This window comes from Photobacterium toruni, assembly GCF_024529955.1.
Lineage (GTDB): Bacteria > Pseudomonadota > Gammaproteobacteria > Enterobacterales > Vibrionaceae > Photobacterium > Photobacterium toruni.
The window spans coordinates 1,360,307-1,377,008 of record NZ_AP024854.1 but is presented as its reverse complement, the minus strand read 5'-3'; the positions used below and the strand labels follow the sequence as shown (position 1 = coordinate 1,377,008).

Below are 16,702 nucleotides of genomic sequence, written 5' to 3'. Positions count from 1 at the left end.
TAAATAATTAGGTAACTTTAGTCATCATATTGTTGCCTACTTACTTTTTGTGCCAAATAAATTTAATTTATTATTGATCATAACTTTAATTTTGTGATCAATAACGTAATTCACTTTCATAATACAATTTACAAAATCACCAATTCAATATAATTTCGACCCACTTTCGTTTATGGGTTTATCGTCATGTCTCAACACCGTATCGCCAGCTTTGAATTTGGTCGAATTATTGCCACGATTGCGATTATCGCTTTGCATAGCCAAATCTTCATGCAAGCTCCGTTATTTGATGGTCAACCTTTGTTAGGCATGGGGCTCAATCAAGTTAGTCGATTTGCTGTACCCTTATTTTTTATTATGGCGGGGTATTTTATCCAGCCACGTTTAACCACTGAATGTGTTCCTTATCTTTGGCGTTATGCTCCTCCATTAATCATTATGTGGGTGTCATGGAGTATTATTTACCTTATTTTTCCGTTTAACTTTCATCTTGTCACTACTGAGGGTTATATTGCTGAGCGTACCTTCTATTGGCAAAAGCTGCTCACAACACCATTAAATACGTTATTTGAAGGTGGATTAGTACATCTTTGGTATATTCCAGGGCTATTAAGTGGTTTAACTATCATTACCGTTTTACTGCGTTTGAAGTTATCTCGCTTAATTATTCCCATTGCTACCCTTTTATTTATTTTTGGTTTAATGGCAGGTAGCTATGCTCAAATAACAGAATTAAGCTCACCAATCTTCACACGTAATGGTCCCTTTTTTAGCACTTTCATGATCATGCTTGGATTTGAAATTCGCCGTCGTAATATCAGCATTAGTCTTAAATACAGTATTATTATGATGACTATTGGATTTTGTTTATTTATTGGTGAGGCAAACTATCTTTCATTACAAGAAAATGGTTCATTTTTCCATGACTCCCTTTTTGGCACACCATTATGGGCGTTAGGTATTTTCTTTGTTTTATTAGCAAGACCTAATTTAGGTGACTATAAAATCATTCACTCATTAAGCAAAGACGTTCTGGGTATTTACCTATGCCACCTTCTGGTTGTCATTTATTATTTAAATATCATTGCTGTTTTAGATATTGATCCTATTTTTGCCAGTCTATTTGCTGTACCAGTCGTACTTTTTATATCAACGATGATTGTTCGTGGACTGCGAAAAACGTCTATAGCGCTATTTTTAGTGCGTTAGTTTAACATTATCGTAAAGTCCTTATTATTCTCTGATTATAAGGACTTTTTACTCTACCTCTCTACAAGTTCCTTATTCTCTATCCTCAAACAATGATATTCATATAAATTGCTATAAACATCATTTTCAATGCAAAAAATGTTCAGAGCTACACGAAAACTAAACACACTGACACGCTTTTAAAACGCAATGATTGCACATTATTGCTACATACCGATAACCTTATTAGCTACTATCGTGCATTATATTAATAAGGGAATGAATCAATGGCCAAACTACATCCGCTATCTTTCGTGATTGGCAGCATCTTCGCAGCCAATAGTTATGCGATGACACCTCAACCCGATCCCGACAATATTGGTGGTTACGTCATTGAGCGTTCCGAAATTATTACAGCTGAAAATATAAAAACAATGGATCCAATGTACGATGTCTGGGCACAAGCATTAGTGACCGCATCAAATTCTATCGTTGAATCGATTCTTCCAGGGCTAAGTACTAATCCTGATAATGTAAAACGGGTTGAGCACGTTTTTCCTGAAACTGAGTGGAATTATCTCACTCAAATGGCGGCACCTGAATATACCTATACTCGTTTTTTACGCGCCATAGGAAAATTCCCTGCATTCTGTGGTGATTACACCGATGATCGCGATGCAGATGCTATCTGTAAGAAATCCATTGTTACTGCTTTCGCTCACTTCGCCCAAGAAACTGGCGGTCATATTAGTATTGAAAACGTATCAGATAATCCATTAGGGCTTGAAGAATGGCAACAAGCATTAGTTCATGTGCGTGAAATGGGGTGGTCTGAAGGTCAACCCGGTTACACCACAGGTTGTGGTCAAAATGATTGGCAAAATAAACGCTGGCCTTGTGCTGAAGGACAAGGCTACTTTGGGCGTGGCGCAAAACAACTCTCCTACCACTTCAACTATGGCGCATTTTCTGAGGTAATGTTTGACGGTGATGCAACAGTACTACTGAATAATCCAGGGTTAGTCGCTGATTCTTGGCTAAACCTTGCATCAGCAATCTGGTTTTTCCTAACGCCACAAGCACCTAAACCTGCCATGTTACATGTTATAGATCGCACATGGGTTCCTTCTCAACGTGAAACAGATGCTGGCATTGGCTATGGCTTTGGTACTACGATTAATGTCATCAATGGTGGTATTGAATGTGGTGAGCAAAACAAAGATAAAGGTCAACCCGTTAACCGTATTCGTTATTGGGAAGGTTTAGTTGAAAACTATCAAATTACACTAAAGAGTGATGAAACTAATACCTGCTGGCAACAAACGCCTTATGGCAGTTTAAATTTAAATGGCGCAACCGACGTGCTTTATACTAATTGGGATGCAAATTGGAAATACTACCCTGACCGTCCTGGTGGTGCCTCATTTGAGTGTGAGTTAGTTGGTTTCCAAACCGCTTATTCTGCTTTAGTTGCTGGCGATTATGAAAAATGCGTCACCAATTTCTATGGCTCACACGCGAACTGGCCAGAAGTACGTGTGGTGGAAAAATTAGATCCCGATACGGGGGGTGGTACAACAGATCCTAGCGATCCACCGATTGATGGTGTGGCAAGTTGGGATAAAAATAAAGTTTATACTTGCGGAGAACAAATCGCTTACAAAGGAGCTGTTTATGAAGCTAAATGGTGGAGTCAAAATAACCAGCCTGATTTAGGTGATCCGTGGAAGCTCATTAAAGCGGCAACAGATGATACTATTACGCCACCAGTAACACCGCCAACAGACAAAAAACCATCTCCTGATTTACCTGCTGATGTTACAGCATGGGAAAGTCATGCCGTTTACGGTGGCAATGATAAAGTCAGCTACCAAGGTAAAATATATAAAGCTAAATGGTGGAGCCAAGGTAATACCCCTACTGCAGGCGATCCGTGGGCTTTGTTACCTTAAAGCTAACCTCAACAATATTATTTAATTAACCTACTAATATATTAACACCCAATAAAAATGGCTTTGACGGGAAAATTAAACCCTATCAAGGCCACTTTTTATCGTTAACAAAAACAACGACGACTACTTAGTTGCAGCATCAAACACCAATTTACCTAAGCGGTACAACCGTTTTGCTTGCTCGGTATAATCAATGGATTCACCTTGAGCACGACGACGATTTAACTGGGTATTAATTCCATCTTGATACACCATCTGTAACTGTGATTGTAAACTATCAAGGTTATAGGGAATACGATCACTACTAACAGAAAACGGCAGAATATACTCCGCTTGCATCATCTCACGGTTATAGTTCACGGCATCGCTAATAATTTGTCCTTTGTCTGTTTGAGGAGAGTCAAGATCATACGGAGGCAACCATTCATCGACAGGCTTAAGTTTATCAACTTGATTAACTAATATAATCACTTTTGGTGCTTTTCGTTGCTGATTTTTAGGCTGCTTATAAAACGAATCAAAGGCTGTTCTTAATGTGACATCGAGTTGACGTGACGATTGATTGGCCTTCAAGACCCAAATAACTACATCGCTTTCAGTCATTTGTTTCAATAGTTTTTTTTCAGTATCAGCATTACCATCAATACCAGGCAAATCGATCAGATTGATTAAGTCCAATCCTTCCACTTCACATTTATAAGTTGTGGCTTTATCCGTTGAAGGTAACGTACTCACTTCAGCTGCAATTTCACCTAATAAACCATTAATTACTGATGATTTACCCGCACTTACTTGACCAACAATCGCCACCCGCAATGGCTCTACAGCAATCGCAGCTGCTTGCTGATCTTGGTCTTGTAGCTGACTATGTGGCACTGCTGCATCATCAAGTTTGAAACGACCACTGTATAAATCAATCGCTACTGATGCAACCTCTTGTAATAAAGTTGCTTTTAATTTGCTTTGCACTTCTGTGCTAACATCATCAAATAACTTACCTAGCACTAATCCTCTAACTTCTGCTAACCAACCTGTGGGCGTTGCGATTCGGAATAAGCGATATATATCATACGCACTTTTTGCATAGCCCATTTTATCTTTAATCGCGTAACCTTGTTTGAGGCTTGTTAGCGTGATTTTCTCAGAAAAAGGAACATGTTGTTGTAAAAAGTGGCGATAACGGCGACTGACCTCTTCAACCATCATTAAAAATTCAGGAGCAGTAAAAGCCAACTTTTGCGAACTCGATTGTTGATGATACTGCGCAGCAACATCAGCCACTAAAACATAAGCATGGGCTTGTAGGCTTTCCCATGTTGAATCTTCAGCTAACTGTTTATCAATCACCTGAGTTATTTGTTGCCACACTTGTTGATCGTGCTCACTCCATTGTGGATTGGCAGCCACATGCAATGGTGCGATATCATCCATTACAGCATTCGCAACCACCCGTTTACGGCGCAACCACCAATAAGGCAGAAAAGCCAATAAACAACCACCAGCAATAATGGCAAAAAATAGTAGCCATTGTCCTTGTTGAATGAGATCAACGACACCAAAGCCAGCTAATACAATGATAGGTAAACAAACTGCCAACATCAATAATGGTAAAAAATCTTCAGAAAGTTGATTGATTAACTGATAACTTTTACTTACCCGTTTCATTCGCTATCCTTTTTCAGTGTGGTTTTACTTAATTGCTGCCTATCCGCAACCGTTTTAACCATGGTAAATGCTTGTTGGTAAGCCAATTTAATTTGATCTTTTGAAATCGACTCACCTTTACTACGATGGTACAAATACATACAAGCAGCACGACCAATAGCATAGGTAGATGAAAAACTCATCGCAGCAGCCGTCGCACTTCCCACTGTTTGACCGTATGCTGGAATAAATTTAACTAACTGGTTAAGCCCTAATTTAGATAGGTATTGCAGCAAAAAACCCGATCCCAACATGCCAACGAACTCTGCATAGTCTTTTTTATTCCAACTGACACCATATTGATTGGCAAGACTATGTAACATTTTTCCTTGAATAGCAGGCACGCTAAATAACCCAACAGCAGGAATTGCATCACTGGCACCCGCAGCACCGGCATACCACAATACTTCTTGTCGTAACTGATAAAAGTTTTGTTCTTCACGGCTAGTATGGGCTTGTTGATTGGATAATAAACTCAACATCGGAAGCGCATCTGTCAATGCATGGTGCAGTGCATCAATGCCTATAAATTGGTCTTCATCTGGAATAAAATCAACCACAATAGGCTGATAGCTTGTTACAGATTCTGATTGCCATTGTGTCGGTTTTATACCCCAAACATCCATCACTCGCTGATGGTTATATTCAATCGCACGTTGGCGCTCTTGAATATCAACAATACTATTCACCGCAGTATGGATAACCAGTAAGTGTTTGATCATACCACTACGTTTAATTTGTTTTAATGCCGCTAATAAACCTGACTGTTCGGGTTCTTCCGCTTTCATCACCACCATGAGTGCATGGCTTTTACCACTACACATTGCAATGTCTTCTGCTGGATCATAATCAGTTTCACCTAATCCTCGAGTATCTAAAAAACACACTAATGGATTTTCAGCCGGATAAAGATAATGATGAGCAGTACGAGTACATGGCTGAAAACCATTACCTATTTCAACGAGGCTATTCCCTGTAAGCGTTTGAATTATTGTTGATTTACCTGCTCCTGTTTTACCTAACAGCCATAACGTTGGAATGTTTTTTTGCCATTCATCAAACGCAGGTGCTAAATCAGGGTTAACCGAGGGATTTATATATTGGTAAACTTTCTTAAAGAAGCGATTCATATCACCTTTACACCACAAAATAGTAAACCAGTCATATATTGAATATTCATACATAACTATTTAATCAATATTAGCAAAATAGCACTAAATGAAAAAAAGAGAATAACCTTAATGATCATTCTCTTTTTTATAATTCAATATTCGTTATCTTTGGTTATAGATTAATCATCAATATGCTCAATATGTTCAATATGTTCAATCGTATATTGTTCACGACTAGAACTGACTAAACTTGACACCACAATCGCCATATAAAATACACCGACAATCGCCTCAAGATAGGCAAGAACTTTAGCTATTGGCATTATTGGTAAAATGTCGCCGTATCCCAGTGTCGTTAAAGTGACAAAGCTAAAATAAGCGGCATCAGCAAAATTCTCTTGCCATGCTCCTTTATTGATGCCTTGAAATGCCCCTGGTAAAAAATGAATAAGAATTAAATAACCAATTGCCCACATTAAACCGATCAATAGAAACAATGCCATTGAACCAATGATTTTGTTGCTGTTAATTGAACCCGTAAAGAGTATTTGGCGCATAATTGAGCGAAAAGTGCCATAGAAGAAAATAAACATCAATGACAGCATGATAATTTCAATTTCTTCAATGCCGAATATTGTTCGAGTGATCACGGCTATTAACCATGCAACCACTAATGACGATAAAAAACGGAACCAATTCTTATCAAAGCGTAAGCTCAATAAACAAATACCAAAAGTAATCAACGTAAAAGCTTCTAATATATATTGCAAAATACCCGATGTAATAACCTTATTTAATGACGCACTAATCAATAAAAAAACCAATGCTAGCGTTAAGTAGAAAAAATTATTTTGATTATTTATACGTCGTACTTTTTTACTGAACATTTATCAATATTCCTTATTTCTCTTCATATCCAGTTAATTCCATAAACCCTTTACCGCTATGTGATCCCGTGACTCTAATTGGACCTTCCCAATACGGAAACATAAAATGTAACCACTGATCATGCCTAACAACACTCGTTTGGAGCTTTAATCCTTGTGACGGCACTTCAATTAGCCAATTTAATGGAAAAGATATTCCACTTACTTTATTAAAATGCATTGGCTTCATACGTATTTGGTTATTGTCTAACTTAACCACTCGACCATCGGACCATGAGCGAGATCCAATAAAATAGGGTCTTTGGCCTCTTTCTCGTAATTGCGATACCATAAGGGCACTGCCATCATCTAAATGAATAGAGAACCAATCCCATCCTTGTTGCTTCGCGCTGAGCATACTACTGCTCCATTCACGATCAAACCAACCTCGTCCACTTACTTTATATTGCTTTCCATCAAGCTCAATAACACCATCAATATCTAAAAATGGTGCGCTATAATAATAAGATGCAATATCAAGCAATGGATGCTTTTTGCTGTATCCCTTATCGCCTTGTAAAACTATAGAACCACGCTGTTTAATATCTAACCGCGCTAACATATTATCATCAGAAAACTCAAGCCTACCTGGAAATGGGCTACTCGTTGGTGCCTGCCATGACCAATTATCTAACCAAGCACGAAAAGGATTAAGAGTAACTCCTGCTTGTCCAATCCCACCCCGCGCAAACCGTTCTGTTGCCCAAATTTTATCAGACGTTGTTATCACCGCATGTGCCATATACATTTGTGGTGTTTTCCATCCACTCAAATCTTCATCACTGGTTGCCATACGAAACAACGTCCATTGCAATGCAATTTCTTTGCCTGTATCTGTTTTAAGATTCGTTGTTAAATACCACCATTCAGCAAGATATTCAGGATGCTCACCATAATCACGAGGAAAAGTTATCGACTCTCCTTTAACAACGGGTTCAAACACAAAATCTTTAGATTGCGTTAACATTTTAACAGAATTACTGCGCACAGGCGGGTGATCACATCCACTTAATAATAATAAAACCATCAGCATTATCGCTAAATAAACCCAATGCCAACGAGATTGCATAGCTGAAATTTTCATTAAAATGACTCTCGTAAAGATAAAATGGCAGAACGCCGAACCAATCGCCATACTGGCCATGCTCCTGCGACTAATAGCACCAATAAAGCAGTACCTAATGTCAACAAATAATCATACGGGAAGTATTGCATTTGCATTGTCCAACCAAAGGAGTGTTTCAATACGACATCAATCAATAATTGTGCTAGAAGTAATCCTAATGGCAATGCCATCAATGCGGTCATTAGTCCAATAACCAGCAACTGTCCACCACCGAGTAATGATAATTCAACCCCAGTCATTCCCATACAACGCAATAAAGAAAACTGCCGCTGCCGAGAAACCTCTCCAGCAATAGTTGCGAAAAATAAACCACAAATAGCAATAAATAACGTTAGATTACCGAGTGTTGATGTCACAACAAAAGTACGATCAAATACAGTCATTGCTTGTTTCAGTAACGCTGCATTGTTACGTATTCTCTCGGGTTGTAATCGAAATCTCTCGCCTAACTTCGCTAATAATGGATCTAATTTCACGCCATTTTTTAAATGAATCGCTAATCCTACTTGTCCTGAATGAGGCCAAAAACGTTGCCACTTTTGTTGTGAAATTAATACCTGTCCATAAGGATTACCGTAATCATAATAAATACCAACAACGTGCCAATGCTTATTCATTGGAGCGGGAAGATTAATAATGTCGCCTGGTTGCCAATGGTGCTTCAAAGCCATAGACTCACTGACCATCACTGCACGTTCATTGTGTAATTGTTGCCAATAATTCTTAATCCCCGTCTTGACTGAAAGTGCTTGTTTCTCACCCAATGATTGGCCAATACTCATAACTTGAATCGTACCATCATTTGAGCGTGTCGCTTTTTGCCAACTCCACCACACTTGTTCAACTTCAGGCTGTTGCTGTAACCATTTTGAAATACGTGGTGCCATATTCATTGAAGGGCGAATATAAATATCAGCAGCTAATCGCTGTTCAAGCCAATTTTCAGTCGTATTTCTAAAACTACCCACCATTGTTTCCATACCAATATTAGAAGCTAACGCTAACATAAATGCCATTGCTGCAATGCCGCGATAACTTAAACTCGCTGCGGCATCAAAGAAAAACCAACGCATTCGAGCTTTACGACTAATATTGCCTAAAAAGTTAAACAGTAGCCATAGTAAGTAAGGCATCATCAAACCAGATGCAATCAAAATAATAGCAATTAAAACAAAGCCGGTTAACTGCCCATGAGCTACCTTATAAACAACGATCGCTCCAATAATAAAGATACAAGAAAACAGTGCTTGCCATGCAAACTCTCGCCCACTAAAGCGAACTAATGATAAATGTGTAGCTAAACGTGCTGGTGGCGATTTTATTAATCGTACAATCGGCCACGTACATGAAAAAGCACAACCAAAAACTGCAATCGCTAAACTTGCAGCTCCCCATTGCCAGTTCCAATGGACTTGCAAACCAACATTAGCGTTATATAAATCATTCAATGATACAGCTACGGATGGCAACAATTGCTGTGCTAATAACAATCCAATAAGATTACCGCCAACAAGCCCAAGCAATACCCATAAACACAGCTCACCAATTAATGCTCCTGCAAGCTGAGTTCCACTCACTCCAAGCTGACGTAATAGACCAACTAATGGTTGTCGTTGCGCTAAAGATAACGACATTGCTTGGTAAAAAATAAATAATCCAACGACAAATGCGAGCATGCCCATTGCAAATAAATTAAGATGGAATGCATTGGTCAGCGGCTCTAATTTTGCATTTTGTTGGCGCTCAAGTGTTAATCCTGGTGGTAGAATATGTGTTAGTTTCATCAATTGCTTGCGGCTCATTTCACCACAGACGATAGCACTAAACCCTGAACTTGGTTGTAATTCACGCAATAGGCCGATATCTGCAATCATACGAGAATCATTCATACGACTATCACTGCTCACCTTTATCGGACCAATTTTTCGTCCAGAATCTAGTGTCAACATATCACCATTTTTAATGCCAATATAATTAGCTAAATATTCACCCAGCATAATAGGATATGGCGGTCGCATTAATTGCAATAATTTAATTTTATGTTCATCTGCAACACTATTTTTTATTGCACCAAGCATAGCAACAGGATCAATACCTAATAATTGAAAATCCCGTTGTTTTTCAGTAACAATTCGATGTTCAACTAATGGTGCGCATGTTTTTAGTCCTGCGCGTCGCATTTGAATATAAAACCCTTGAGGGACATTCATTCCAATTTGTACATGCCGAATGCGATATGGAAAAGGATTAGAAAAAAGTTGCTCGCCTTTTCGGTAGCTTTCTTTTGCTTGCTGGTTAACACCCATTACACCAACTAATAATGCAATACCTAAGGTTAGCCCTAACCAGACTAAAACAATTTGTAATGGATGACGGCGATAATGCCCCCAAAGAGCACTAGCTACGGGGCGTAACATGAAGCTGACCTCCTTGTAAACGAATACGCCCTTGCATCTTTGCAGCGACTATTTCACTATGAGTCACGACTAATAACGTACAATGAAGCTGTTTCGTTAATGAAAGAAGTAATTGAATAACAGCACTTGCATTACGCTCATCTAAACTACCTGTAGGTTCATCTGCAAGTAATAAAATTGGTTCCATATAAATCGCACGTGCAATTGCTGCTCGTTGTTGTTGACCACCTGAAATTTCTTCTGGATAACGAGATAATAACGACATTAAATCTAATGCAGAAATTAACTTTAGCCATAATTTATCATCGTCAGGTAAGCCTTTTAACTGACGACAAAAACGAATGTTATCGGCTACGGTTAAGGTTGGTAATAAATTATATTGCTGAAAAACAAGACCAATATTTTCACGACGGAAAGCCGTACGCTCACGTTCAGAAATGGCATGTATTGCTCTATCCCCCAACCATATCTCACCCGATTCAGGTTTATCAAGCCCCGCTATTAAATTCAATAATGTGCTTTTCCCTGAACCACTTTCGCCCATTAGCGCCAATTGTTCCCCAGCATTTAAAAATAAATTAGCGCCCTGAAGTACAGAATGGAACTCTGTACCGTCGAGATACCCTTTACAGAGTGCAGATAGTCGTAACATGTCCAATCACCAACGTTTATTTACATTACAAATTAATCATATTTATTTCAATATCGAACAATTAAAACAAATAGTTATTCAATACTACCTATTTTATTGTTCACATAATAGCTTGAGCACTATATATAGCCATTTAAAACACTTATTGTATTAAGATATTCCTCTTTAACAACAAATAGCTACCAATTAAGCGCAATAATTAATCACTAACAGATAACGTTTATATTTTTACTTTTAATTTAATAATTATTAGAAAAAATTACATATATCATTCCACTAAAAACAATACTGCTTATTCAAATTATTCGTACCATTCATATCCACATTTTTACTTTTGAATGGATAAATACAATCATATGCATAACCCCCCTCTAAAACGAGGTGATAATAATCATATTAATCTACAAAAACTATCAACTTTTGCAGTTTATTATTGCTTTTAATCAATAAAAAGCCATTATCTCTAAAGGTGATAATTAAAAATTAAAACATCAGTTTTTTGCATCTTTATATCGCAACATGGAATTTAGAGTGGTTATTTAATGAGCAAAAATATTCTTGTCGTCGGAGCCTCTGGTTATATTGGCAGTCATCTAGTGCCGAATTTATTAAACTTAGGTCACCACGTAAAAGCAACAGGACGGAACCTTAAGCTATTAGAAAAACGTGGTTGGGGAAATATTGATAATTTAGAATTAATTGAATTAGATTTAGAGATCGATCAAGATTTAACAACTTTATTTAAAGATATTGATACTGTTTATTTTCTGGTTCATGGCATGAATCACGGCCATGATTTTATTGAATTTGAACTCGATTGTGCAAAACGGTTTAGCCATTATCTAGCACTGAGTAATGTGAAACATCTTATTTATCTTGGCGCTTTACAATCATCAACCAGCCAATCTAAACATTTAATTGCACGAAAAGAGACTGGCAATATTCTTCGTGATAGCGGTAAATGCATTACAGAACTACGGGCTGGTATCATTATTGGTCCCGGTTCCGCTGCATTTGAAGTCATGCAAGATTTCGTTTACCACTTACCTATTATGTTAACTCCGCGCTGGGTCACCTCGCGTAATTCACCTATTGCATTACGCAATTTACTCTACTACCTCACCGAACTTATTGACTACCCTCAAGAAAAAAATCTTATTTTAGATGTCGCCGGTCCCGAACAAATGACTTATAAAGATCAAATGGTTCGGTTAAGTAAAGTGCATGGCAAAGCGATCCGTGTTATTCCCTTAAAATGGCTAAGCCCTCAAATGGCTACGTATTGGCTTCGCTTTATAACATCGGTCCCAACCAATATTGCTCGAGCACTCATTGGTGGTTTAAGTTGCGATCTTCCTGCTGATGGTAGTGAACTTCAACGTCGAATACCTCAGCATTTGATCAGTTATGAAGAGGCAATTCAAGAAGCGCTCACAATGAATACAGAAGTTGTTAGGAGTGAAATTTGGGGATTTGATCCTGATGCCCTATTACGTTGGCAAACCGGTTATGGCTACTACCCAAAACAAGCGGGTTACACACTTAAAACAGACGCCAGTTGTGAAGACTTATGGCGTCAGGTACAACTAATCGGTGGCGAAGAAGGCTATTTTTACGCTAACGGTTTATGGCGAGTACGAGAATGGATGGATGCCATGATTGGTGGTGACGCACTACAACGTTATCGTCGAGATCCTCTGCAATTACAATTGGGGGATAAAATTGATTCATGGAAAGTGATCAGTCTTGAGAAAAACCATTTCCTATCGCTATTATTTGGTATGAAAGCGCCGGGACTGGGTCGATTAGAATTCACCATTGAAGATTGTGGCGATTATCGTACGGTAGATATTCGCGCATGGTGGCACCCAAAAGGCTTTATGGGGCTATTGTATTGGTTTGCAATGATGCCTGCCCATTTATTTATTTTCCGAGGCATGACTCATGCTTTAGTTAAACGTTGTAAGGCTAAAATACAACAAGGCAATATCGAAACAAAATAATACGATTTCTCTAATTTTAAAAATATAGCTATAAAAAAGCCGAAAGCATAAAACTTTCGGCTTTTTTGTCGCTAACGAAATGCAAAAATCACATCACACTCCGCTCATCATACCGCTTTTTCTGCCTTTGAAGCACAGGTCATTTTCAATGCTGCCACCGGTCCACTTAATAGTGTTAGTCCTATCAGTAATGATACTGGCACAGCGGTAATAACAATAAAGGATTGCAGTGCATTTAAACCGCCATCACCGGCTAATAATAATACTGCCGCCACTACACCCATAGTAATAGCCCAAAATAAGCGATGTTTACTGCTTGGTTCATTATCACCAGAAACTACCATCGCAATAGAATATGCCATTGAGTCACCAGTGGTCACTACAAATGTTGTCGTCAACACTAAAAATGCGGGCAATAAAATATAACTTAACGGTAAATTAGACAGCGTCGCTAACAATACTGAAGGTAAACCACCATCATTCAATGGACCGGAAATCATACCTGGGTTATTTAGCTCTAATGAAATACCTGTACCGCCTAATACAGCAAACCAAAAGTTTGTCGCAATCGGTGCGCCAACAGCAACACACAAGATCAAACTTCTTATACTACGACCTTCAGAAATACGAGCAATAAAGATAGCCATCATTGGAGCAAAACCGATAAACCATCCCCAGAAGAACCATGTCCACCACAAGTTCCATTCAGGCTTAGCGGTAGTCAAACTCATTGTACCCATATTCTGAAGATAACTGCCAAATGCCGATCCAAACTCTTTTAATAAAAAACTCGTTGGACCTAAAATTAACATTGCAGCTAAAAGTACAAAAGCACCAATAACATTAAGACGAGATAACCACTGTAATCCTTTATCCATGCCTGATGCTGCTGAGGCTGAATAAATAGCAACAACAACGGCTAAAATAATTAACTGAGATTGGGTATTATTTTCTAAGCCTGTTAATAATTCTAAGCTATAGCCTAATTGTGATGCTAAAAAACCAATCGGACCAATCGTACCAGCCGCTACAGCAATAATTGAACATGCATCAATCACACTACCTAGCCAATGATTTTCTAAACGATGCCCAAAAAGTGGAAATAATAAAGCGCGAGGGCGTAATTTTATCCCATGTTCATGATGGGCATACATTAACACTATCGTTGAGAGCGTACCTAGTACCGCCCATGCAAGAAAGCCCCAATGTAAAAATGCTTGATCTAAGGCAGGAGTAACAGCAGCAAGCGTGCCGCCTTCGACACCAGGAAATGATGGAGAGGGTGTCATAAAGTGATAAATAGGTTCAGCTGCAGACCAAAAAACGCCACCACCAGCAAGCAGTGTACACATAATCATTGCTAACCAACGAAATGTGCCAATAGTCGGTTTAACAACGCTACCCATCACTTTTTTACCTAACGGACTAATCGCTACAATTAACGCTAGGAAGAAATTAATAAGCATCAGCCACTGCCAACTTGAACCAAAAGTTTGGGCTGCAGAGCTAAATGATGTTTGGATCATTGCAGTAAACGCGGGCATATCAATTAAAGCAGAAAGAACGAATAAGCTAATAAAGCCAATCGTTAGAGATGGAACGAGTTTATTGTCTAAACCTTTCAGTCCTATAACAAAATTCGGTACTGTATTATTACTAATTTCACTTGTATTTCGTTGCATAAATGTCTCACGCTGTGTGTGAGGGAAGACACACTATCAGCATGCAAACCTTAATACCAGTTAAATTTTCCTATAATTTTCAATAGAAAAGAAAATAAACCTCCAATTTTATTGGTTTGTAATTTGAAAACAGAAACTTATAATTTGTCATACAAAAACTAAAATTGAGAAATAAAAATCATCGAAACCATTAAAAATACTTATTAACATAAGGGGCTAAAGCATAATAAATAGTTACTGAACAAATAATTTCACAATTGATAGCTGCAAACTTAGTTATCAATTAATCGTTTTAAACGATATGGTGAGTGTGATATTTCACGCAAATACACCTATTTCTATGCCCTATAGTAATAGCCAATTTTTAACGGCATTGTAGAGGTATTCATGAAATCCACGTTAATTTCTGCTGCAATTGCAGCGACCCTTTCCCCATCCGTTTTTGCTTGCACCACTATTCTTGTTGGTAATCAAGCAACAACTGACGGCAGTTATATTATTGCGAGAAATGCAGACCATAGCCCATTGGTCAATCCACACTGGTTTAATCATCCTCATCAGACAAATACCCAAGGCGAGTTCAAATCTAACAGCAATGCTTTTACTTACCCTTTACCAGCAACCAGCCTTGCTTATAGCAGTTTCTCAAAAGCAAAAACGCAGGATACTTCTTTTGGTTCTGCTGGCTTTAATGAGCTTGGTATTGGAATGTCTGCCACGGAAACTATTTATAATAATCCCACCGTCCTTGCCGTTGATCCTTACAATGAAAAAGCCGGTATTAATGAAGATTCGATTGTTAATGTTATTTTACCGCGAGTGAAATCAGCCAAAGAAGGCGTACAACTCTTAGGTGAGATTATTGAGAAACAAGGAGCAGCAGAAGGCTTTGGCGTCGCTTTTGTTGATAAAACTGGAATTTGGTATTTAGAAACAGGCAGTGGCCACCAATGGATGGCCACCAAACTTGATAATAACGATTATTTTGTTTCTGCTAATCAAGGACGATTACAACATTTTGACCCTACTAACACCGATAAATATCTTTCCAGCCCAACGCTGATCAATTTTGCTATTGCTCAAGGTGTATACAAACCGAAACAAGATGGTGAGTTTAATTTTCATCGCGCCTACTCCATCGATAACAGCAACGATCGTCTTTATAATTATCCACGCGTACATGTCTTACAACACATGTACAGTAACGGCATTAAAACAACCTTAGCGGATCCATTAGCCTTTCCTGTCTTTGCAGAGCCTGCGCATAAATTATCGGTCGATGATGTTAAGCAAGGATTGAGAAATCATTATCAAGGATCTTCACATGATCCTTATGCTAACGTTAATCCTAAAGAAACTTATCGTCCTATTTCTGTCTTTAGAACTTATCAATCTCATATTCTTCAAATTAACCCAGCATTACCTCAGGCTATTGGCGAAGTGGCTTATATTGGCTGGGGGATGACTGATCTAACACCTTATATTGCGTTTTATCAAGGTGCAAAAATTCCAGCTATCTATAAAACAGGCATCGGTACTATGGCTGATAATATGTCAGCCTATTGGCAGTTACGTAAAGTACAAACCCTTGCGATGACTGACTATAATCAGTTTGCACCAATGGTTAAAAAAGCCTATGCCGAATTTGAAAAGAAACAAACCGCACTCATGGCGCAAACACAAAAAGACTATTTAGCCATCTATAAAACTGAGCCTCAAAAAGCACAAGCACTCTTAAATAATTTTGAATTAACCGTCACTAATCAAGCGATGGCAACAGCCAATAATCTTCAAAATAGGATTATTACTAAGATGACAATAGATACTAATACCATTTATCCATTCAAGGGGGCTTAATTAGCACTACTGACTATTTATACTTGAACATATAAATAGAATAAAACAGTGAACATCGCCAATGACGATTACCACAGATATTA

The 16,702-nt window shown here is 38.3% G+C and carries 11 protein-coding genes; 4 read left to right on the top strand and 7 right to left on the bottom strand.

Going from position 1 to position 16,702, the window contains the following annotated elements:
• Positions 1-186 precede the first annotated feature (186 nt).
• Complete coding sequence (locus tag OC457_RS06505; RefSeq protein ID WP_080174726.1) at positions 187-1,209, top strand: acyltransferase; 1,023 nt, start codon at positions 187-189, stop codon at positions 1,207-1,209.
• A gap of 266 nt (positions 1,210-1,475) precedes the next feature.
• Positions 1,476-3,140: a chitinase gene (locus OC457_RS06500; RefSeq protein WP_080174725.1), complete on the top strand. Its 1,665-nt coding sequence runs from the start codon at positions 1,476-1,478 to the stop codon at positions 3,138-3,140.
• A gap of 123 nt (positions 3,141-3,263) precedes the next feature.
• On the opposite strand, the gene OC457_RS06495 is transcribed toward OC457_RS06500, so the two are convergent.
• From OC457_RS06495 to OC457_RS06470, 6 genes are all read right to left on the bottom strand, one after another.
• Entirely contained in the window at positions 3,264-4,805 is a 1,542-nt protein-coding gene (locus OC457_RS06495) for a GTPase family protein (RefSeq protein ID WP_080174724.1), read from the bottom strand.
• On the bottom strand, positions 4,802-5,974 hold the full coding sequence (locus OC457_RS06490) for a YcjF family protein (protein ID WP_080174768.1): 1,173 nt from the start codon (positions 5,972-5,974) through the stop codon (positions 4,802-4,804). The genes OC457_RS06495 and OC457_RS06490 overlap by 4 nt, the downstream gene beginning before the upstream one ends.
• Positions 5,975-6,135: 161 nt before the next feature.
• On the bottom strand, positions 6,136-6,843 hold the full coding sequence (locus OC457_RS06485; RefSeq protein ID WP_080174723.1) for a potassium channel family protein: 708 nt from the start codon (positions 6,841-6,843) through the stop codon (positions 6,136-6,138).
• 13 nt (positions 6,844-6,856) lie between these two features.
• Complete coding sequence (locus OC457_RS06480) at positions 6,857-7,966, bottom strand: lipocalin-like domain-containing protein (RefSeq protein ID WP_080174722.1); 1,110 nt, start codon at positions 7,964-7,966, stop codon at positions 6,857-6,859.
• The gene (locus tag OC457_RS06475) at positions 7,966-10,425 is read right to left on the bottom strand and encodes an ABC transporter permease (protein ID WP_080174721.1); all 2,460 of its coding nucleotides are present in this window, start codon (positions 10,423-10,425) and stop codon (positions 7,966-7,968) included. The genes OC457_RS06480 and OC457_RS06475 overlap by 1 nt, the downstream gene beginning before the upstream one ends.
• Positions 10,406-11,077: an ABC transporter ATP-binding protein gene (locus tag OC457_RS06470; RefSeq protein ID WP_080174720.1), complete on the bottom strand. Its 672-nt coding sequence runs from the start codon at positions 11,075-11,077 to the stop codon at positions 10,406-10,408. The genes OC457_RS06475 and OC457_RS06470 overlap by 20 nt, the downstream gene beginning before the upstream one ends.
• Before the next feature lie 542 nt (positions 11,078-11,619).
• Between OC457_RS06470 and OC457_RS06465 the strand changes: the two genes are divergently transcribed.
• Entirely contained in the window at positions 11,620-13,080 is a 1,461-nt protein-coding gene (locus OC457_RS06465) for an SDR family oxidoreductase (RefSeq protein ID WP_080174719.1), read from the top strand.
• A 107-nt stretch (positions 13,081-13,187) separates the two neighbouring features.
• Here OC457_RS06465 and OC457_RS06460 read toward each other — a convergent pair whose 3' ends face one another.
• Complete coding sequence (locus OC457_RS06460; protein WP_080174718.1) at positions 13,188-14,762, bottom strand: BCCT family transporter; 1,575 nt, start codon at positions 14,760-14,762, stop codon at positions 13,188-13,190.
• Positions 14,763-15,149: 387 nt separating this feature from the next.
• Here OC457_RS06460 and OC457_RS06455 point away from each other — a divergent pair, with 387 nt between their 5' ends.
• A complete protein-coding gene (locus tag OC457_RS06455) occupies positions 15,150-16,619 on the top strand; it encodes a C69 family dipeptidase (protein ID WP_080174717.1) in 1,470 nt (489 codons plus the stop codon).
• The last annotated feature ends 83 nt before the right edge of the window (positions 16,620-16,702 follow it).